The sequence below is a fragment of the Cellvibrionales bacterium genome, from assembly GCA_016713115.1.
Lineage (GTDB): Bacteria > Pseudomonadota > Gammaproteobacteria > Pseudomonadales > UBA7239 > UBA7239.
In genome coordinates, this window is the sequence record JADJPU010000001.1 from 1,585,397 (window position 1) to 1,605,484 (window position 20,088).

21 protein-coding genes and 2 pseudogenes are annotated in these 20,088 nt (G+C 48.9%); 20 read left to right on the forward strand and 3 right to left on the reverse strand.

The window, feature by feature from the left end; all coding sequences use genetic code 11:
• Positions 1–8: 8 nt before the first annotated feature.
• From rplM to recO, 15 genes and pseudogenes are all read left to right on the forward strand, one after another.
• Positions 9–437, forward strand: coding sequence for a 50S ribosomal protein L13 (gene rplM, locus IPK30_07860; protein MBK8103184.1), 429 nt, complete (start codon positions 9–11; stop codon positions 435–437).
• A gap of 9 nt (positions 438–446) precedes the next feature.
• Positions 447–851 carry a 30S ribosomal protein S9 gene (rpsI, locus tag IPK30_07865; protein MBK8103185.1) on the forward strand — a complete coding sequence of 135 codons (405 nt, stop codon included), beginning with the start codon at positions 447–449 and terminating at the stop codon, positions 849–851.
• Positions 852–1,064: 213 nt separating this feature from the next.
• A complete protein-coding gene (gene petA, locus IPK30_07870; GenBank protein ID MBK8103186.1) occupies positions 1,065–1,661 on the forward strand; it encodes a ubiquinol-cytochrome c reductase iron-sulfur subunit in 597 nt (198 codons plus the stop codon).
• Positions 1,658–3,771: pseudogene (locus IPK30_07875) on the forward strand (ubiquinol-cytochrome c reductase). The gene petA and the pseudogene IPK30_07875 overlap by 4 nt, the downstream one beginning before the upstream one ends.
• Positions 3,772–3,875: 104 nt before the next feature.
• Positions 3,876–4,523 carry a glutathione S-transferase N-terminal domain-containing protein gene (locus IPK30_07880; protein ID MBK8103187.1) on the forward strand — a complete coding sequence of 216 codons (648 nt, stop codon included), beginning with the start codon at positions 3,876–3,878 and terminating at the stop codon, positions 4,521–4,523.
• Between the two features lie 11 nt (positions 4,524–4,534).
• Complete coding sequence (locus IPK30_07885) at positions 4,535–4,930, forward strand: ClpXP protease specificity-enhancing factor (GenBank protein ID MBK8103188.1); 396 nt, start codon at positions 4,535–4,537, stop codon at positions 4,928–4,930.
• A gap of 3 nt (positions 4,931–4,933) precedes the next feature.
• Positions 4,934–5,518 carry an RNA polymerase sigma factor RpoE gene (gene rpoE / locus IPK30_07890; GenBank protein MBK8103189.1) on the forward strand — a complete coding sequence of 195 codons (585 nt, stop codon included), beginning with the start codon at positions 4,934–4,936 and terminating at the stop codon, positions 5,516–5,518.
• A gap of 114 nt (positions 5,519–5,632) precedes the next feature.
• Positions 5,633–6,253: a sigma-E factor negative regulatory protein gene (locus IPK30_07895; GenBank protein ID MBK8103190.1), complete on the forward strand. Its 621-nt coding sequence runs from the start codon at positions 5,633–5,635 to the stop codon at positions 6,251–6,253.
• Between the two features lie 53 nt (positions 6,254–6,306).
• Positions 6,307–7,698 (forward strand): trypsin-like peptidase domain-containing protein, encoded by a 1,392-nt coding sequence (locus tag IPK30_07900; GenBank protein ID MBK8103191.1) that lies wholly within the window; start codon positions 6,307–6,309, stop codon positions 7,696–7,698.
• Between the two features lie 80 nt (positions 7,699–7,778).
• A pseudogene (gene lepA / locus IPK30_07905) lies at positions 7,779–9,566 on the forward strand (elongation factor 4).
• Positions 9,567–9,799: 233 nt separating this feature from the next.
• A complete protein-coding gene (gene lepB / locus IPK30_07910; GenBank protein MBK8103192.1) occupies positions 9,800–10,636 on the forward strand; it encodes a signal peptidase I in 837 nt (278 codons plus the stop codon).
• A gap of 29 nt (positions 10,637–10,665) precedes the next feature.
• Positions 10,666–11,040: a DUF4845 domain-containing protein gene (locus IPK30_07915; GenBank protein MBK8103193.1), complete on the forward strand. Its 375-nt coding sequence runs from the start codon at positions 10,666–10,668 to the stop codon at positions 11,038–11,040.
• The gene (rnc, locus tag IPK30_07920) at positions 11,040–11,711 is read left to right on the forward strand and encodes a ribonuclease III (GenBank protein MBK8103194.1); all 672 of its coding nucleotides are present in this window, start codon (positions 11,040–11,042) and stop codon (positions 11,709–11,711) included. The genes IPK30_07915 and rnc overlap by 1 nt, the downstream gene beginning before the upstream one ends.
• A gap of 14 nt (positions 11,712–11,725) precedes the next feature.
• Positions 11,726–12,637 (forward strand): GTPase Era, encoded by a 912-nt coding sequence (era, locus tag IPK30_07925; protein MBK8103195.1) that lies wholly within the window; start codon positions 11,726–11,728, stop codon positions 12,635–12,637.
• Between the two features lie 18 nt (positions 12,638–12,655).
• Positions 12,656–13,333 carry a DNA repair protein RecO gene (gene recO / locus IPK30_07930; GenBank protein ID MBK8103196.1) on the forward strand — a complete coding sequence of 226 codons (678 nt, stop codon included), beginning with the start codon at positions 12,656–12,658 and terminating at the stop codon, positions 13,331–13,333.
• 12 nt (positions 13,334–13,345) lie between these two features.
• Here the strand turns inward: recO and IPK30_07935 are convergent, their stop codons facing one another.
• Positions 13,346–13,615 (reverse strand): sel1 repeat family protein, encoded by a 270-nt coding sequence (locus tag IPK30_07935; protein MBK8103197.1) that lies wholly within the window; start codon positions 13,613–13,615, stop codon positions 13,346–13,348.
• Between the two features lie 123 nt (positions 13,616–13,738).
• On the opposite strand from IPK30_07935, the gene IPK30_07940 reads away from it, so the two are divergent.
• Genes IPK30_07940 through IPK30_07950 form a run of 3 tightly spaced genes read left to right on the forward strand, consistent with a single transcriptional unit; the run spans position 13,739 to position 16,723 of the window.
• Positions 13,739–14,857, forward strand: a complete 1,119-nt coding sequence (locus IPK30_07940) for a hypothetical protein (GenBank protein MBK8103198.1) — start codon at positions 13,739–13,741, stop codon at positions 14,855–14,857.
• A 3-nt stretch (positions 14,858–14,860) separates the two neighbouring features.
• On the forward strand, positions 14,861–15,361 hold the full coding sequence (locus IPK30_07945) for a HAMP domain-containing histidine kinase (GenBank protein MBK8103199.1): 501 nt from the start codon (positions 14,861–14,863) through the stop codon (positions 15,359–15,361).
• A 3-nt stretch (positions 15,362–15,364) separates the two neighbouring features.
• Positions 15,365–16,723, forward strand: coding sequence for a sigma-54-dependent Fis family transcriptional regulator (locus tag IPK30_07950; GenBank protein ID MBK8103200.1), 1,359 nt, complete (start codon positions 15,365–15,367; stop codon positions 16,721–16,723).
• Here the strand turns inward: IPK30_07950 and IPK30_07955 are convergent.
• The gene (locus IPK30_07955; protein ID MBK8103201.1) at positions 16,697–17,497 is read right to left on the reverse strand and encodes a DUF1295 domain-containing protein; all 801 of its coding nucleotides are present in this window, start codon (positions 17,495–17,497) and stop codon (positions 16,697–16,699) included. The two genes, IPK30_07950 and IPK30_07955, sit on opposite strands and share 27 nt — an antisense overlap.
• 60 nt (positions 17,498–17,557) lie before the next feature.
• Between IPK30_07955 and IPK30_07960 the strand changes: the two genes are divergently transcribed.
• Entirely contained in the window at positions 17,558–17,962 is a 405-nt protein-coding gene (locus IPK30_07960; GenBank protein ID MBK8103202.1) for an HIT domain-containing protein, read from the forward strand.
• Here the strand turns inward: IPK30_07960 and IPK30_07965 are convergent.
• Complete coding sequence (locus IPK30_07965; protein MBK8103203.1) at positions 17,949–19,187, reverse strand: dicarboxylate/amino acid:cation symporter; 1,239 nt, start codon at positions 19,185–19,187, stop codon at positions 17,949–17,951. The two genes, IPK30_07960 and IPK30_07965, sit on opposite strands and share 14 nt — an antisense overlap.
• Positions 19,188–19,284: 97 nt before the next feature.
• Here IPK30_07965 and speD point away from each other — a divergent pair, with 97 nt between their 5' ends.
• Complete coding sequence (speD, locus tag IPK30_07970) at positions 19,285–20,076, forward strand: adenosylmethionine decarboxylase (GenBank protein ID MBK8103204.1); 792 nt, start codon at positions 19,285–19,287, stop codon at positions 20,074–20,076.
• Positions 20,077–20,088 lie beyond the last annotated feature (12 nt).

Below are 20,088 nucleotides of genomic sequence, written 5' to 3' on the forward strand. Positions count from 1 at the left end.
GTAGAGAAATGAAGACGATCAGCGCCAATGCGCAGACAGCACAACACGACTGGTATGTAGTAGATGCCAACAATTTGGTACTCGGTCGCTTGGCGGCAGAGCTGGCGCGCCGCTTGCGTGGCAAGCACAAGCCTGAGTTCACTCCACATTGCGATACGGGCGACTACATTGTTGTGGTCAACGCAGAAAAAGTGCGTGTGACCGGCGCCAAGAGCAAAGACAAGGTTTACTACAGCCACAGTAACTTCCCGGGTGGCTTGAAAGAAATTACTTTTGAAAAGCTGATCGATCGTGCGCCAGAGCGTGCTATTGAGTTGGCTGTGAAGGGTATGTTGCCGCGCGGGCCGCTGGGTCGCGCAATGTTCAAAAAACTCAAAGTTTATGCTGGCACTGAGCACCCACATGGTGCGCAACAGCCACAAGCACTTTCACTGTAAGAGGCGGTTATGGCTGTGCAGCAGGCAGTAAAGCAAAACTACGGAACAGGTCGTCGTAAGACCGCAACAGCGCGTGTTTTTATTAAAGCGGGCAGCGGCAATATCGTTATCAACGACCGCACTTTGGAAAATTACTTTGGTCGCGAAGTGGCGCGCATGATCGTGCGTCAGCCTCTGGTGTTGACTGGTTTGGATCAGAAGTTAGATCTAAAAATCACCGTCACTGGCGGTGGTAGCTTTGGTCAGGCGGGCGCGATCCGCCACGGCATTACGCGCGCGTTGATGGAATACGACGAGAGCTTGCGCGGCGCATTGCGTGAAGCAGGGTATGTTACTCGTGATTCGCGTGAAGTGGAGCGTAAGAAAGTGGGTCTACGCAAAGCGCGTAAGCGTCCACAGTACTCCAAGCGTTAATATTTTTTGCGTTGTTATTGCGCCCGAATCTCGTCAGCGGTTCGGGCGTTTTTGTATCCGGGCAAAGTATTTCGCGGTTATTCAGCTAGTGATGTTTTCTTGCCTTGAACGGTCAGTCTGGCATAATGTCGCCCGACTTTTTAAGGTCATTTTGAATTGTGAGAGCTCTGTGCTTTGCAGAGACGCGTCTAGTAGTGATGGGAGAAAAGCGTCATGAGTAATGACGGTGTAAACCACGCGCGACGCCGCTTCCTTACCGTTGCCACCACAGGTGTCGGCGTTGCTGGAGCTGGCTTTGTCGTTACCCCTTTTGTCGGATCTTGGAATCCCAGTGCTAAGGCCAAATCGGCTGGCGCACCAGTAAAGGCAAATATCAGCAAATTAGAAGATGGGCAGATGGCCGCATTTGAGTGGCAGGGTAAGCCGGTCTATGTCGTGCGCCGAACATCAACCATGGTGTCTGATTTAGCGAAGCTAGTTAGTCAGCTGAAAGATCCAGAATCTTTGAAGTCTGAGCAGCCTGCTTATTGCAAAAACGAGCACCGTTCCATCAAGGACAATATTTTTGTAGTGGTGGGGCTCTGCACACACTTGGGTTGTGCGCCGAAGTTTCGCCCGGAAGTTGCCCCAGAAGATTTGGGTAAAGATTGGGTGGGCGGATTTTTTTGCCCTTGTCATGGTTCTAAATTCGATTTAGCTGGACGCGTTCTACAGAATGTTCCAGCGCCGACAAATCTATCCGTCCCAGCTTATCGTTTTGATAGCGATAGCGTGATTGTGATTGGTGAAGATCAGAAGGGGGCAGCATGACATCTTGGCTGATAGGTTTGCGAGATTGGGTGGATGCGCGTCTGCCCATTATGCGTGCGTGGAATACCCACATGGGTCAGTACTACGCGCCGAAGAACTTTAATTTCTGGTATTTTTTTGGTGTGCTGTCGTTGCTGGTTTTGGTCAATCAGTTGTTGACGGGCATTTGGTTGACGATGTCTTACACGCCGACCGCAGAAGGTGCTTTCGCTTCTGTGGAATACATTATGCGCGATGTCGATTACGGTTGGATAATTCGCTATATGCACTCCACCGGTGCCTCTGCATTTTTCGCCGTCGTTTATTTGCACATGTTCCGCGGTCTATTGTACGGATCGTATAAAAAACCGCGTGAGTTGGTGTGGTTGTTTGGCATGTTGATTTACCTCTGCCTGATGGCGGAAGGCTTCATGGGTTATGTGTTGCCTTGGGGGCAGATGTCTTACTGGGGTGCGCAGGTAATTGTTTCTCTGTTTGGTGCTATTCCTGTCGTGGGTGAGAGTATCGTGCAGTGGGTGCGTGGTGATTTCTTGATTTCCGGCATCACACTTAACCGTTTCTTTGCTTTGCATGTTGTGGCAATTCCCTTAATTTTGGTAATGCTGGTGGTGCTACACCTGTTGGCATTGCACGAAGTGGGCTCAAACAATCCAGACGGTATTGAGATCAAGAAGAAGAAAGGTGCTAACGGCAAGCCGTTGGATGGTATTCCTTTCCACCCGTATTACACCGTGCACGACTTGGTAGGTATTGCGGTATTTCTGTTTGTGTTCTGCTTCATCCTTTTCTTTATGCCAGAAATGGGTGGTTACTTCCTTGAATACGCCAACTTTGAACAGGCTAATAATCTGAAAACACCTGCACATATCGCGCCTGTGTGGTACTACACCCCGTTCTATGCCATGTTGCGTGCCACAACACTGGAGTGGTTTGGCTTGTCATCGAAATTCTGGGGCTTTGTTATTATGGCCGCAGCAATTGCCATTATGTTTGTATTGCCTTGGCTGGATCGCAGCAAGGTGAAATCGTGGCGTTACAAGGGGCGTTTGACTGCTATTGCGCTCTATTCTTTAGCGATTTCTTTCTTGGTGTTGGGCTACTTGGGAGCCATTCCTGCGGGCGGTTATTTCATGGGAAATTTAATCCACCACAAAATTTCGTGGTTGGAAAACAATGATATGTCGCAATATCTGACGGTGGTTTACTTTGCTTTCTTTATATTGATGCCGATCTATACATCAATTGAGAAGACAAAACCTGAGCCAGACCGCGTTACGATGAAATAAGGAATGATGCGATGAAAAAACTACTTATTTTGTTAACGCTCGGGATGCTGCCTTTCTTTGCTGTTGCCAGCGAAGGAGAGAAGGCTTGTGGCACAATTGATTGCGATAAATTTGAGCCGGCTTTGCATGATAAAGAAGCTCTGCAGCGCGGCGCAAAATACTTCGTCAACTATTGCATGGGGTGTCATTCCATGGAATACATGCGCTACGAGCGTATGGCAGATGACTTAGATATTCCACATGAATTGGCGCAGAAAAATCTCAATTTTTCCGAAGGGAATATTGGCGATTTGATGAAAATTGCAGCACCGGCCAAAGAGCAAAAGAAATGGTTCGGCGCGACACCGCCAGACTTGACGCTGGTAGCGCGCGCGCGCGGTGTGGAATGGCTGTACACCTATCTGCGCAATTTCTACCAAGATGATAAACGCCCTTACGGTGTGAATAATCGTGTGTTCAAAGATGTCGGTATGCCGCATGTAATGTTGGAGTTGCAAGGCATGCCAAAATGCGCGCCAGGCCCTGTGCACGCAGAAAACGGCGGTATCAAGCGTGATCCTTTGACGCGTGAAGAAATTTTGGTCGATGCCAAAACGGGCGAAGCGCTGAATCCATGCGGACGATTAGTAGTGGAGAAAGCAGGCAAAATGAAGCTGGCCGAGTTTGATCAAGCTGTTGGTGATCTCACCAGCTTTCTCGCCTACGCAGGTGAGCCTTCGGCTTTAAAGCGTCAGCGCATGGGTGTTTATGCCTTGTTTTTTGTGTCGTTGTTTTTCATTTTTGCTTGGTTGTTAAACCGTGAATACTGGAAGGATATCCATTGAGTTGTTAATAGCAACGCAGTGATTTTGTCCTCTGGTAACGCAGTGAACCATGATCGAAGGGCGACCGTGAGTCGCCCTGTTTATTTATCTGGGAGTGTTTTTTTATGTCAGTAATTACTCGTCGTTCTACGATGGCTTTGTTTTCGGACGGTGCTAGCCACCTCAGCCACTGCGTGCGGATTGTGCTGGCAGAAAAAGACATTACCGTTGAAATTATCGATACGCATCCATCAGATATTCCGGAAGAAGTTTCTGAACACAATCCATACAACAGTCTGCCTACTTTGGTGGATCGCGAGCTGGCGTTGTATGACGCATGGGTAATGATGGAATATCTTGATGAGCGCTTCCCGCATCCACCACTATTGCCTGTGTATCCCGTTACGCGTGCGCAAACACGCCTGCTGCACAAACGCATGGATAAAGATTGGGGTGCTTTGATTGCCGCTATTGAGCAGGGTGATAAAGCAACAGCGAATAAAGCGGCCAAAGAACTGAAAGATACTCTGACTGCCATTGCACCTATTTTCAACGAAAAGCCGTATTTCATGAATGATGAATTGACGCTGGTTGATTGTTGTTTGGTGCCTATTTTGTGGCGCTTGCCGGCTTTGGGTATCGATTTGCCTAACAACAAGCAGACTAAACCGCTTCATGATTACATGGAGCGCATGTTCAAACGCCGCGCATTTCGAGACAGTCTTTCTGAGCAAGAAAAAGAAATGCGTCCAGATCGCGTAGAGCACAAATAAAAGCGCCGGTTATGTTATCCAGTAAACCGTATCTGTTGCGGGCACTGCACGAATGGATACTTGATAATCACTGCACGCCACACATCGTAGTTGATGCATTGTTGCACGGCGTTGTGGTGCCAACGGAGCACATCAAGGATGGTCAGATTGTGTTGAATGTTTCGCCTTCGGCCGTTGTTGGTTTGTCGTTAGGGTTGGAAGAGATTTCTTTTAATGCGCGTTTTGGTGGTGTGGCGAGAAATATCTGTGTGCCGATTTATTCCGTGCTCGGTATTTACGCGCGAGAGAATGGACAAGGGATGATGTTTCCGCCTGAAGATATTCCAGAGCCTGATCCTTCAGGTGGCGGTGGTGGTGATGCCAACAAAACAACACCTGCGCGCCCAACATTACGGGTGGTCAAATAGCGCATGGTAGAGCCTGCCGTTCGCGATTCGGACGAGCAACTCGTCGCTAGAGTGCAAAAAGGCGACAAGCGCAGCTTTGATTTGCTCGTACTCAAGTATCAACACAAAGTGTTGGCCTTGGTGCGTCGCTATGTAAAAGATCACGCCGAAGCGGAGGATGTGGCGCAGGAGTCGTTTGTTAAAGCGTATCGTGCCATCGGTAGTTTTCGTGGTGATAGTGCTTTCTACACTTGGCTTTATCGTATTGCTGTAAACACCGCAAAAAATGCGCTGGATGCGCGTAAGCGCCGCCCTGCATCCGATGTTGATATCGATGAAGTGGAAGACTATGCGTTCAGTGATGCTCTGCGCGTTGAGGAAAACCCTGAAAATTTGCTAGCGACACAAGATGTGCATCGTGTGGTGCAGGAAGTGTTGGCAAACTTGCCAGAGGAGTTGCGCCGAGCGTTGGAACTGCGTGAGTTCGACGGTCTAGCCTACGAAGAGATTGCCGCGGTGATGGCCTGCCCCATTGGTACGGTGCGCTCGCGCATTTTTCGTGCGCGTGAGGCCATTGATGAGGCTATCCGTCCTCTGCTGGAAACATAGCGTTCTTAGCATTACCACGCTTTTGCGTGGAACTAATTACTACCCTCTCAGTCACAACGGCAGCGAATACCAATAATGACACATGAATCTGCCAGCCAGATTTCGAGGTGCTGCATGCCATCCAACTCCCAGTCTCCTTTTGATAAGTTTGAGTCTCTGTCTGCCGTCATGGACGGTGCTGGCCATGAGTTGGAGCTGCACCGACTGTTGACAGAGTGTTCAGGTGATGAGGCGTTGCGCAAGCATTGGGCGCGGTATCAGCTCGCGTCGGCTGCGCTACACAAGCAGCCACTTGCGTTAAGTGATTCGCTCACTTTCGCAGACTCTGTGCGCCGCGCTATTGATGCAGAAGGAGAGAGTGCTCGCGGCAATGATGCAGTGCGTGGTCTTTCGGCATTGCATGCTAGCCGAAAGGTGGTAGCGAGGGTCGCCGTGGCGGCTTCTGTGGCGATGGTGGTGGTGATAGGTGCGCAGTGGCAGCAGACTAGTCCTGAAGCAGTGCAGCAAGTGGCAGGCATGACTCCAACTGGGCAGCGCATTAAGCACAGCATTTCCGTACCTGCGCAAAAAACTTTGGTAGGGACGCTGGGCGTGGAAAATATTTTTGCACAGTCTGGTGGTGCACAGGGTATGCGAATGAATAATCCACAAGGATTTGAAAATGCAGCGCTAAAAACAGACAGAAGCAAAGTGCCTTTAATTAACACTGCGGAGCAGAGTTTTCCCAGAAAGTAGTCTGCAGATTATTAATGTAGAAGTGTGGACAGATATTGCAATGGGGGAGCTGCATGTCCAGTGAAAAGTTTTTTATTGCACATCAATGCAAATTCATCGCATCACTCTTTTTTTTCATAGTGGCATATTTGTTTTCCGCAGCAGCTTTTTCGGCAGAGTTGCCAGATTTCACGGCCTTGGTAGAAAAAAGCTCACCGGCAGTCGTTAAAATTCAAATCGAAACCCTGTCGGGGTATCACCTGTCACAGCGAGAAATGACAGCGGGTAAAAATCGTGCAGAAGTGCTGGGTTTAGGGTCTGGGTTTATCATTGAATCAGATGGCTACATCTTGACGAACTATCACGTTATCAAGGATGCAGACAAAATTGTTGTGCGCATGAATGATCGGCGCGAATTTGATGCAGAAGTGGTCGGTAGCGATTCGCGTTCAGATATTGCATTGCTAAAAGTGAATGCAAGTGATTTGCCGGTGTTGAAGTTGGATGCCAGTGACAAGCTCAAAGTGGGAGAGTGGGTATTGGCGATAGGCTCACCGTTTGGATTGGATTACTCTGTATCGCAAGGCATCGTGAGTGCTATCGGACGCAGTTTGCCAAACGGTGAAAACGAAAATTATGTGCCGTTTATTCAAACGGATGTTGCGATTAACCCTGGCAATTCAGGTGGTCCGTTGTTCAATTTGGTGGGTGATGTCGTAGGCATCAACTCACAAATATTCTCGCGTACCGGTGGTTCTATGGGGCTGTCATTTGCCATCCCTGCCAGCGTAGTACGCAATGTGGTCGCACAGCTGAAAGACAAAGGTTATGTCACGCGCGGTTGGTTGGTGGTTTCTATTCAAGAAGTGGATCGCTCATTGGCAGCTTCATTTGGCTTAAGTAAGCCTGAGGGGGCTTTGGTGGCACAGGTGGTTGCAGGTGGCCCAGCAGATAAGGCAGGGGTTACTGAGGGAGATATCATCATGGCTTTTGAGGGCAAGCCTGTTCTATTTGCGGAGGATTTATCACACTTGGTGGGACAAGTGACTCCCCATAGCAAAGCCGAGCTGGTGCTGGTGAGGCACGGCCAGCAGCAAACCATGCGTGTTGATGTGGGAGAGTTGTCAGATCGGCATGCCGATACCAGTCGTCGTGCTGTTCACAAAGCGCGACGCGACGACATTCAAGGTGCGCTCGGCATACAGGTCAGCCCATTGGATGCACAGCAGGCAGCGCAGTTGAATACAACGACTGGTGGCGTGCTTGTGCGAGCCATTCGTAGAGGGAGCGCGGCAGAAAAGGCGGGGCTGCAGCCGGGCGATGTAATTGTGCAGTTGGGTTTTGCCAATGTAGAGAATCCAGCGGCGCTGCAGCAGATTATCAGTAGCTTGGCGGCGGGCAGTATCCAGCCTATTCGTTTTTTTCGCGCGGGGCAGCCGATCTTTCGTTCTATCGTGATGCCATAGGTAGGTGACCGGGCGCGAGTATGGATTGAATCAGGTAGAATGCAGCACTTTTTTCTGCGCCGGAAATCCCCGTGTCCGACCTGAGTCATATCCGCAACTTTTCCATCATTGCACACATTGATCACGGCAAGTCGACGCTGGCGGATCGCTTTATCCAAGTGTGCGGCGGTTTGTCTGCGCGCGAAATGGAAGCGCAAGTATTGGATTCCATGGATATCGAACGCGAGCGCGGCATTACCATCAAAGCGCAGAGCGTGACGCTCGGCTATCAAGCGCGCGATGGCAAAACCTACCAGCTCAATTTTATTGATACGCCAGGGCATGTGGACTTCAGCTACGAAGTGTCGCGTTCACTGGCTGCCTGCGAAGGCGCGCTGTTGGTGGTAGATGCTGCGCAAGGCGTGGAAGCGCAATCGGTGGCCAACTGTTACACCGCGATTGAGCAGGGCTTAGAAGTCGTGCCGATATTAAATAAAATGGATTTGCCGCAAGCAGAGCCCGAGCGTGTGCAAAAGGAAGTGGAAGAAATTATTGGTATTGATGCCAGTGACGCCTGTCGCTGCAGCGCGAAATCGGGCTTGGGCATTGAAGATGTGCTCGAACAACTGGTGATAAAGATACCGCCGCCAGAAGGTGATCTTGAAGCGCCGTTGCAAGCGCTGATCATCGATTCTTGGTTTGATAATTATCTCGGCGTGGTGTCGTTGGTGCGCGTTAAGCACGGCACCTTGCGTAAAAAAGATAAAATTTTGGCTAAGAGTATTGGCAAAGCGCATCTGGTCGATGCGGTGGGTATTTTTACGCCCAAACGCAAAGAAACGGATGAATTGAAAGCAGGTGAAGTTGGCTTTGTGGTTGCTGGTATCAAAGATATTCACGGCGCACCCGTTGGCGATACATTAATCAACGCAGCTTTTCCTGATACATCTTCGCTGCCAGGCTTTCAAAAAGTGAAGCCGCAAGTTTATGCCGGCGTATTCCCTGTCAACGCAGATGATTACGAAGATTTTCGTGAGGCTTTGGCGAAGCTGACGCTCAATGATGCCGCTTTGTTTTATGAGCCCGAAACTTCGGATGCGCTCGGTTTTGGTTTTCGCTGCGGTTTTCTCGGTATGTTGCACATGGAAATTGTGCAGGAGCGTTTGGAGCGTGAGTACGATCTTGACCTAATTACTACTGCACCTACGGTGGTGTATTAAGTGGTGCTGAACGGCGGCGAGGTGATGTTGGTGGACAACCCCTCGAAATTGCCAGACGCAGGGAAAATTCAAGAAATGCGCGAGCCCATCGTAGAGGCCAGTATTTTGGTGCCACAGACCTATTTGGGCAATGTGATTGGCCTGTGTGTAGAGAAGCGCGGCGTACAAAAAGACATGTTATTTATCGGCAACCAAGTGTCTCTGCGTTATGAGCTGCCGATGAGCGAAGTGGTGATGGATTTTTTTGATCGTTTGAAGTCTGTGAGCCGAGGTTTTGCTTCGTTGGATTATTCGTTCTTACGATTTGATTCCGCAAAACTGGCGAAATTGGATGTATTGATCAACGGCGATAAAGTGGATGCACTGGCTATCATTGTACACAGAGATAATGCCGCGACGCGCGGTCGTGTGCTGTGTGAAAAGATGCAGGAGCTAATTCCACGCCAAATGTACGATGTGGCAATACAAGCGGCTTTGGGTGGACAGATCATCGCGCGTACAACGGTTAAAGCCATGCGCAAAAATGTTTTGGCGAAGTGTTATGGTGGCGATGCATCGCGTAAGAAAAAATTGCTGGAGAAACAAAAGGCCGGCAAGAAGCGGATGAAGCAAATTGGTCATGTTGAAATTCCACAAGAAGCATTTCTTGCTGTGTTAAAGGCAGATTGACGATGTTTGTTGAAGTATTACTTGGCGCACTAACTGTTAGTGTTGTTATTTGGCTGATTCAGGAAAACGCCGGTCGGCCTATTCGTGTGCAGGCCGTGGCTAAAAGTCATGGCAGTCTCGGGGCGGCTATACAAAGTGCTATGCCAGCATGGTTTCAGGGGTTATCGCTTATTGTTGTGCTGGCATGGTTGGGCGTGGCTGCAGTTTTGTTTTTGGCGGTAAGTCGATCAGGCATGGGTGACATTGGTGACTTCTCGTTGATTTTAGTGTTGTTGGTGTTGGCGGCAGGCGTTGTCGTGGCGGCCGATAAAGTGTTTTTTAATCAGCGGCGCGTTTGCTTGATGGGCGCAGTGGATGTGCAGCGCGTTCTCTCACAGGTAAAAGGTGCAGAGGATAAGCAGCAGCTGGTGGATTGGGCGGAGAAAGATTTTGTCGTAGCAGAGTACGCAAAATCTTTTTTCCCCGTGCTGTTGGTGGTTTTGGTGCTGCGTTCTTTTCTGTTTGAGCCGTTTAAAATTCCTTCTGCTTCCATGGTGCCGACTTTATTGGTGCACGACTTTATTCTCGTGAATAAGTTTGCCTATGGCGTGCGTTTACCGGTTATTGGCACCAAAATTCTTCCGATCGGCGAGCCGCAGCGCGGCGATGTGATGGTGTTTTATCCGCCCAATGACAAACGCTATTTCATTAAGCGTGTTATCGGCTTGCCTGGCGATCACATCCAACTAAAAGACAATGTGCTTTCTATTAATGGTGTGCAGATGCGGCAGCAGCAGCTGAGGATAGACGATTCTGGGTTCCCTTATATGCTGATCATGCAGGAGAACTTACAGCCGAAAGAACATCTGATGCAGAAGGTTTCCCTAGTAACGCCACAGAGTAATTATGAGACGGTGGTTCCTGCTGGTTCGTACTTTATGATGGGCGATAATCGCGACAACAGTAGCGATAGCCGTTTCTGGGGTGTGGTGCCAGAGGCTAATATCGTCGGCAAAGCGGTTTATGTATGGATGCGTTGGGAGGGGTTGCCAGGCTTGCCCTCATTCACGCGCAATGGTGTAATCGAATAACAGTTGAACATTAGGAAGAAGGAGTTGCTATGCGTAGTCTAGAAAAACAGCGTGGTGCCACTATGTGGGAGATGTGCCTGTATATTTTTGTTTTTCTAACAATAGTGACGACGGCGCTGAAATTAGGTCCTTTATATATCCAAGATCGTAATATTGGATCGGCATTGAATGCTCTAAATGAAAGTATTCAAGGCGAGGTCACTGCTGCAGCAATAAAGACTCGGCTGTCCAGAACATTTCAGGTGAGCATGATCGATGAAAAGTTTTTGAGTGATTTGGAAGTTGATACTACTGGTGCAACGCCGGTGGTGACATTGAATTACGAAGTGCGAGCACCTTTTGTGGCTAATGTCGATGTTGTGTTGCGCTTTAAGCATTCTGTCGATCTAACATCTGCTCGCTAGTGAAAGAGGCTGTTGTCTTTCTACAGAAACATCTAGGCTATGTTTTTACAGAGCCCAATCTTTGTATTCAGGCGCTAACGCATCGCAGTTATGGCGCTCAGCATAATGAGCGCTTGGAATTTCTTGGTGATGCGATTCTCGATTTTCTGATAACGGATATTATTTATCGCACTAATCCTGCAGCCAGTGAAGGCGAGTTATCGAATATGCGAGCCCATGTTGTGCGTGGTGAGCAGCTAACGAAAGTCGGTGAAGTGCTGCAACTCGGCGATCTATTGCTGCTAGGAGTTGGTGAAGAAAATGCGGGTGGTAGACAGCGTCCATCGCTGATTGCAAATGCAGTAGAAGCTGTAATTGCAGCAGTGTATTTAGATGGTGGTTTGGAAAAATGCCGAGAAGTTGTCGGCCAACTGTTTGCGCCGATTTTGGACAGTTTGACGCCGACTGTCGGCAAAGATGCGAAGACAACGCTGCAAGAGTATTTGCAATCGCGCCATTTGCCGTTGCCCGTTTATGAGTTGGTTGCACGCCACGGCAGCGATCATAACGCTCGTTTCACTATGGCCTGTGTGGTGGCCGCATTGCAGGAACGCGCTGAAGGCGAAGCATCTAGCCGCAAACAGGCAGAGCAGTTAGCCGCAAAAAAAATTCTGGCTCGTTTGAGTTTGTGAACTGGGGTAGTGCAATGAACGACACTGATGGTTTGCAAATACAGGAAAAACGCTGTGGCATGGTGGCTGTGGTAGGAAGACCCAATGTGGGAAAGTCTACGCTGCTAAACCATCTGGTCGGACAGAAGTTATGTATCACATCACGCAAGCCACAGACAACGCGCCATCTCATTCTAGGTATTAAATCAACCGATACTTGCCAGATGATTTTTGTGGATACGCCGGGTATACATAAGCACGGCAAGCACACCATGAATCAGCGCATGAACAAATCGGCTAGTGCAGTGTTGCATGATGTAGACCTTGTGTTGTGGGTTGTCGATCGCGCCGTGTGGACGGAAGAAGATGAGCAGGTGTTAAAGCGACTGGAATCTATAGAGAGTCCTGTGATTGTCGTTATCAATAAAACCGACAAAGTGGAAGAAAAGGCTGCGTTGCTGCCAGTTATTGCGCGCTATTCGGACCTGCGAAACTTCTTAGCGGTGATTCCTGTTTCGGCGCTACATGGAACGGGTTTGGATGTGCTAGAAGACGCTATCATCAAGCAATTACCTGTGTCGGATTTTATTTACCCTGAAGATCAGTTGACAGATAAAAGCGAACGCTTTTTCGCGGCCGAAATTGTGCGTGAAAAAATTATTCGTCAGTTGGGAGAGGAATTGCCTTATCAAACGGCAGTAGAAATAGAGCAGTTTGTTGACGATGCGGGCTTGTTGCGTATTTCTGCGCTAATTATTGTTGAAAAGGAAGGGCAGAAAAAAATTGTGATTGGCGATGGCGGTGAGCGCCTGAAGAAAATTGGCCAGCAGGCGCGCTTGGATATGGAAAAGATGTTTGATGCCAAGGTGATGTTAAAGCTGTGGGTAAAAGTGCGGCGCGGCTGGGCTGACAATGAAAGGGCGCTGAACAGCTTGGGCATTGAATAAAGGTAGTAATAGATAGGTATGCCGCACGGTTTTCTTTTGCACAGCCGTCCTTTCAGGGAATCCTCTGTTATTGCTGCATTCATGACAGATACCGACGGCAGAATTGATCTAATTGTGCGCTCGGCACGCGGCAAGCAGGGAAAGAAAAATAAACCGCTACTACCGTTTTGTTTGTATGACATGTCTTGGGTGGGGGGCGGTGATTTAAAGAATCTGCAGAGTTATGAAACCATTGCCGCTCCGATTGCGCTGCAGGGGCAGCAACTATTCTGCGGGCTTTATCTTAATGAGTTGCTGTATCACTTGTTGCCAGCCTTAGAGGCCGACCTTGTGTTGATGCGTGCGTATTCTGAGGCGTTGTGGCAGTTATCTGAGCAAAACCCTCTGGAGCCAATTCTGCGTATATTTGAAGTGACGCTGCTAGAAAAGTTGGGCTACGGCATTGATTTTTTTCGGGACGCTTCAGGTGTAGTGCTGGATCCAGAGCGATTTTATCGCTTTGTGCCAGAGCAGGGCTTGCTTTGTGTTACTGCAACAGGATCAGTGAATGTCGGTAAAGGCAGTGATTTTATTGCAATCGGCAATAAAGATTTTTCTACTGCTGAGGCCAGAAGATTGGCAAAAATAACCATGCGCGCCGCGCTGGCTAGTTGTTTGGGCGGAAAAAAACTGCGCAGCAGAGAGTTGTTTTTGTAGGTGAGATTTCGGTTATTTCTTGCTGTCCTGCTTGGTGCGTTTCAAGCGCGCGCGAGCTGATTTTTCACCATTGGCAGCCGCCTGTTCTAACCAATACAAGTACTGCGTATGATTTTGTACTGTGCCATTGCCGGCGTAGCACATTCTTGCCAGCAGCATTTGCGCGTGTGCGTCACCCGCCTCAGCGCAGGGTAATAGCAGCGCGAAGGCATTTTCAAAGTCATTTCTGGAAAACGCCCTCAGCCCTGCATCGCGTTGGGTGATGTCTATATTACTGGTCATGTGGTTATTGGTAGGTGATGAGTGGCGTGTTTATCTCGGCAATGTAGCAGGTTACTGGTGCTTTGACCTGTGCAGTCGCTACAATCAGGCGCTAATAAATAGCTGATGAGAAAAAGGGAGTCTATGGCAACGCAGTACGAAGAGTTCTTTCTGCGTCATCCGGCACAGGATAACTACCGCTTATTGCGTGTCTATGCGTGGTACAGAGCTGTGTTGGCCAGTATGTTATTGGCGCTGTTTGTTATAGATGCAACGGCTAGTGTTTTGGGGCGTTCCTACCCAAATTTATACGGCTACACCATTTCTATTTATGCCTTGATCAGCGCTGTGCTGTTGATCAGTGTGCTACTGGTGAAAAAAGAGCCGGTTTCTGGGCATATTTTCGCGGTCTGTTTGGTCGATATTATCTTTCTCACCATCATTATGTACTGCAGTGGTGGCGTGGTTACCGGTTTAGGCTCGCTGATTTTTATTACCGTCGCTGCGAGTAGTATTTTTTTACAAGGACAAATAGCTACTCTGCTGGCGGCGTTGTCTTGCATCGCTATTTTGCTGGAAAGTTTGGCGAGTGGATATTTTGGTGGCGTGAAAATTAACTCGATGGCAGTGGCGCTGCTCGGTTTATTGTTGTTTGTTACTTCTCTGTTGTTCCAATACTTAGCGCGCCGTATTCAGACTACTCAGCGCTCCGCAATCGAGCAGGCAGAACAAGCTGCAACGATGCAGAAGTTAAATGAAATGATTGTGCAGCGCATGAATACAGGTATTGTGGTGTTAGACAGAGATGGTTTGATACTGCTGTACAACGAATCAGCGGCGCGTTTGTTATCGTTCCCCGTGAAGTTTGATATGCGCGATCAGATCCATTTCAGTCGCAATACTGCCGCGCAGAAAATACTGGATCATTGGTTGGAGAATCCACTGAAAAGACCTCCTACGCTGCCGATTGAAGACGGCGGCTTGGAGGTGCAGCTCAACTTTGCGCGCATGGAAAATAGCGACAATGATTTGATTTTAGTGTTTGTAGAAGACACCAGAAAAGTGTCGCAACAGGCGCAGCAATTAAAGTTGGCATCGTTAGGGCATCTCACAGCCAGTATTGCTCATGAAGTGCGTAACCCTTTAGGGGCGATTAGCCATGCGGCACAATTGCTGAATGAATCGCCATCGTTGTCGGATGCTGACCATCGTTTGTCCAACATTATTCAGAACCACTCTGTGCGCGTGAACTGCATCATCTAGAATGTGTTGCGACTTTCGCGGCGCGATGCTTCCAGCCCTGAAAAGACGGATTTATGTGAATTGTTGCGCAGTTTTGTTAAGCAACATGAGCAGACCTACGGAAAACCTGTCAGTATCATTTTGGACCTTCCTGATAATGCAGTGCCTATTTATTTTGACCTGAGTCAGTTGGAACAGGTTTTGGCCAACTTGTGTGCGAACGGTTTGCGTTATAGCGAAAAGCTTATGGGTGAGATGAAGCTTACCTTGCGCGCGTATGTACACAAAGTTCTGGACATTCCCTGTCTAGATGTTATTGATTACGGTGACGGCTTGACTGTGCAACAAAGCCAGCAGGTTTTTGAGCCATTTTTTACCACTGAAGCAAAAGGAACGGGGTTGGGGCTGTATATTGCTAGAGAGCTGTGCTTGGCTAATCAGGCCACCTTGGAGTATCGGCGAACACCAGAAGGCCTGAGTTGTTTTCAGATTGGTTTTTCACATTCGAATCGGATGATAGTGTAGATCATGAGTAAAAATGTTACTGCGTTGATTGTGGATGACGAGCCAGATATTCGTGAGTTGTTGGAAATTACTCTGGGCAGAATGAATTTGCGCACTGTGAGTGCAGGTGATGTAACCACGGCAAAACAATTGTTGCATGATGAAAAAATATCATTGTGTTTGACGGATATGCAATTGCCAGATGGTAATGGTCTTGAGTTGGTGCAGCATATTCAGAATAAATACTCAAATATTCCAGTAGCGGTAATTACTGCCTTTGGCAGTATGGATACGGCAATTAGTGCGTTAAAAGCTGGCGCGTTTGATTTTGTATCCAAGCCGGTAAATTTGGAACAGTTACGCGGTTTGGTGGATGCCGCACTGAAGCTGCAAAAGTCTGAAGTCAGCAACGAGAATGACGGCGACAATTTGTTGGGTGACAGCGATGTGATGCAACGCTTGCGCACGCAAATAGCCAAGCTCGCGCGCAGCCAGGCACCTATTTATATTCATGGTGAATCGGGCAGTGGTAAAGAGTTGGTTGCGCGCTCTATTCACGCCAAGGGTTCTAGATCGATTGCGCCTTTTATTGCGGTTAACTGCGGCGCCATCCCTTCTGAATTGATGGAAAGTGAGTTTTTTGGTCATAAAAAGGGCAGTTTTACGGGCGCAACGGCTGATAAACAAGGTTTATTTCAAGCAGCACACGGTGGCACTTTGTTTTTGGATGAAGTGGCCGACCTGCCTTTGGATATGCAGGTGAAATTGTTGCGTGCTATTCAGGAAAAATGTGTGCGTCCAGTCGGCGCAGAAAAAGAAGTGCCGGTGGATGTGCGTGTGCTGAGTGCCACGCACAAAGACTTGGCGGAAGAAACCAAGTCGGGTCGATTTAGGCAGGATTTGTTTTATCGCATTAATGTCATTGAGTTGGCTGTGCCGCCCTTGCGTGATCGTGGGGATGACATTTTGCTGCTTGCTCGCCGGTTTCTCGATCAGTTTTCTAAAGAGATGCAATTGCCAGCAGCGCGTTTGTCTGATGATGCAGTGTCCGCGTTACGACACTACGCATTTCCTGGCAATGTGCGAGAGTTGGAAAATATTCTTGAGCGAGCGTTTACCCTGTGTGATAACGATGTAATTTATGCCGCTGATTTGCATCTGGGTGCAAAAAATAATGAGAGCTTGGCACTGCCGGCAGTGAGTCAGATGGAGGTGCCGGAAGGCATTGAGGAACTCGATACCTATTTGGAAAATATAGAGCGCGGTATTATCACCCGCGCTTTGGAAGCTAACCGTTGGAATAAGACGGCAACGGCGCAGAAGTTGGGAATCTCTTTTCGTCAGCTGCGTTACCGTTTAAAAAAACTCGGCATGGATGACTGACATGCTTTTTTCATAGCAAAAAGGAAAAATAGCTTTGCGCTCTGCAGGGTAATCTGAAAATTTTTCCCGATACCAGCGATGCGATGACAGCGCTTTTGGCACTAGATTGGCGGCTGTGAAACAAACAAAAGCTAAGGCAGGTAGTGACCATCCCGCTAGTGCAAAGCCGGTCCATTGCAGAATTTCACCGAAATAGTTAGGACAGGACACCCAGCGATACGCACCGCCGTGGGGGATCTTGTAGCCAGTTTCTCCAGGTTTGCGCAGATTGCGCAAAATGGCGTCGGATTGTTTCGCCAGCGCAAAGCCTGCACAAAATAACAGCAAACCTGCGATAAAACGCGGATCCAGTAGCCAGTCGCTGCTGTGTAAGTGAGTAGCGAGTGTCGATAAAAACCAACCATTGAGTGCGCCATTAACAGCATTGAAGGTCATGCCAAAGGAAAGCAGAATAATTTTGTAGCGCGCATCGGGTTTGATGCGTAGTGTAAAAGGGTAAATAAATGTGCGGTGAAAATAGTGAATTTGGAATAGTGCAAATAACACCAAGGGCGCGGTCAAAAGTGTTTGACTGCCCTTCCAGTAGAAATACAGCATGCCAGCAAAGGCGGGCAGTTCCAAAATAAACCAACCGAAGCGCATATTGACCCCAGGCCCCCAGCCATCGCGCTCTTGTTTGCCGTAAGGTGCAGAAATAAACATCAGGATGACGAAAGTCAGTAGCGAAGCGCCAAATACGCACAGCAGCAAAAAGTTATAAGTGGTCAGTTCCATTTTTTTGTCCTTGTTGTGCCAGAATGCTGGCGATCATAGCGTAAGCCTGAAGGAATGCCCATGTTTGCACTGCACGACCAACTTCAAAAAGATTGCACCGTGATTGGTAATTTGCCGTTGAGTACATTGCTGCTGATGAACGATGCCAACTATCCATGGTTTGTGTTGGTCCCGCGTCGCGAGCAAGTGCGGGAGTGGTATGAGCTATCAGAGGTGGATCAGAGGCAACTTCTGCAAGAAGCCAATGCGTTAGCAAAATTTGTGCAGCAAAAAACCGACGCAAAAAAAATGAATATCGGCGCGCTGGGCAATATGGTGCCGCAGTTACATGTGCATGTGATTGCGCGCTTCGAGGTGGATGCGGCTTGGCCGGCACCGGTGTGGGGTAAGGCGCCAGCGCAAGCTTATACAGAGGGTGCGCTCAGTAAGATGCTAGAGCTTGGTAGAGATTTTATTGCGCAATAATTTCATTGCTTGCAAAGTGCTGTACTACGAGGCTGCCGACCAAATCCCCTTCCACATTGATTGCAGTGCGTGTTGTATCAAGGATGCGATCTATTGGCAGCAGAATAGCGATCGCTTCTACGGGTAAACCCACAGATTGCAACACCATCACCAGCGTCACCATGCCGGCACTAGGGATACCTGGCGCGCCGACAGACACCAACATGGCCGTGAGGCAAACAATCACCTGTTGTAACAAGTTGAGCTCGATGCCGCACAGTTGTGCGACAAATAATGCTGCTCCCGCTTCGTACAGCGCGGTGCCATCCATATTCATCTGCGCGCCGAGCGGTGCAATAAAGTTAGCAATATCTTTTCGCACACCCATATCGCGCTCTAAGCAGTTGAGTGTGATGGGCAGGGTGGCTGAACTGGAGCTAGTAGCAAAAGCGGTGAGCAGGGCGGGGCGCGCTTTGCGCAAAAAAGTGAGTGGCGAATAGCGAGTCAGCAGCCACAGCAGCAACGGCAATACAACGAGGCCATGAAAAAGCGTGGTGCCGGTGATAACCACAATAAACTTGCCCAAGCTGGCGAACACTTCGGCGTTTTGTGTCGCCACCAATTTGGCGAGCAGGGCGCAGATGCCGAAGGGAGCGAGCTGCACAATCCAGTCGAGCAGGCGCATCATTAAATCGAACAATTCGGTCAGCAGATTTTTGATATTAGCGTAGCGTTCACCGCCAGCCACTAAGGCGATTCCCATCAACAGTGCAAATAACAATACGCCCATTAAATTGCCTTCGGCCATTGCGCGCACAGGATTTACAAATAAGCTGGAGGCAAAGTGACTGATAAATTCGGACGGTGAGAGGCTGGTACTGTTTTTGTAGGCAGCCATGGCGTCTTGAAACATATCCAGTTTTAGATCAGACGCAGGAGCAAACCAATGCATAGCGCTGATACCCAGCATGACCGCCAATGTGGCTGTTAGCGTAAAAAATAGCAGGGCGGTGAGCCACACCCGTCGCATGCTGTGGTGAGCCTGTAATTGCGCTACGCCGACAACGATGGAGGTGAACACCAAGGGAACCATCACCATTTTTAGCAGGCCGACGAACACGGTGCTGATGACGCCCAGCGTCAGTAGTCCGTAGTGGCTGAGCGCATTCGGCTCTGGAGCGCTGAAGAGCCAGCCGAGCAGAATGCCGGCGACAGAACCCAGCAGGATGCGTGTATTGAGGGACATGGACAAGGGGGTGCCTTTTGGTCTTGACTGTGAGCCAGAATAGCGCATTATGCCGCGCCTCAGAGAACGCCACACCCTCATCCTGCCGGAGGTCGTCATGCCACAGAAGATCAAGCTGCAAGGGTTCAACAACCTGACCAAATCGCTGAGTTTCTGCATCTACGATATCTGTTATGCCGAGACACCGGAGCAGCAGGCCGAGTACATCCAGTACATCGACGAAAAGTACAACGCCGAGCGTTTTACCGAGATTCTCACCGAGGTCTGCCAGATCATCGGCGCGAACATCCTGAATATCGCCCGCCAAGATTACGACCCGCAAGGCGCGTCGGTCACCATGTTGGTGGCCGAGGAGCCGGTGAAAGACGAAGTGGATACCACGGAGTCACCGGGGCCGGTGGAAATCATTGCGGCGCACCTCGATAAAAGCCATATCTGTGTGCACACCTATCCGGAAACTCATCCCAATGATGGGATTTGTACTTTCCGTGCGGATATTGAGGTATCGACTTGCGGCATTATTTCGCCGCTGAAAGCACTCAACTATCTCATCCACCAGTTGGATTCAGATATCGTGACTGTGGATTATCGCGTGCGTGGTTTCACGCGCGATGTCAGCGGCAAGAAACATTATATTGATCACGAAATCAGTTCTATCCAGAACTATTTCACGGATGACACTGAAAAGTTGTACAAAATGATCGATGTGAATGTGTATCAGGAAAATATTTTCCACACCAAAATGATGCTGAATGATTTTGATCTGAACCATTATTTGTTCGGTACAACGACGGACAATTTGACTGGCAATGATATTCGCCGTATCACAGACCGCTTAGATCGAGAAATGCACGAAATTTTCTACGGCAGAAATTTGCCAGAAGTGTAACTAAGTAAGAAA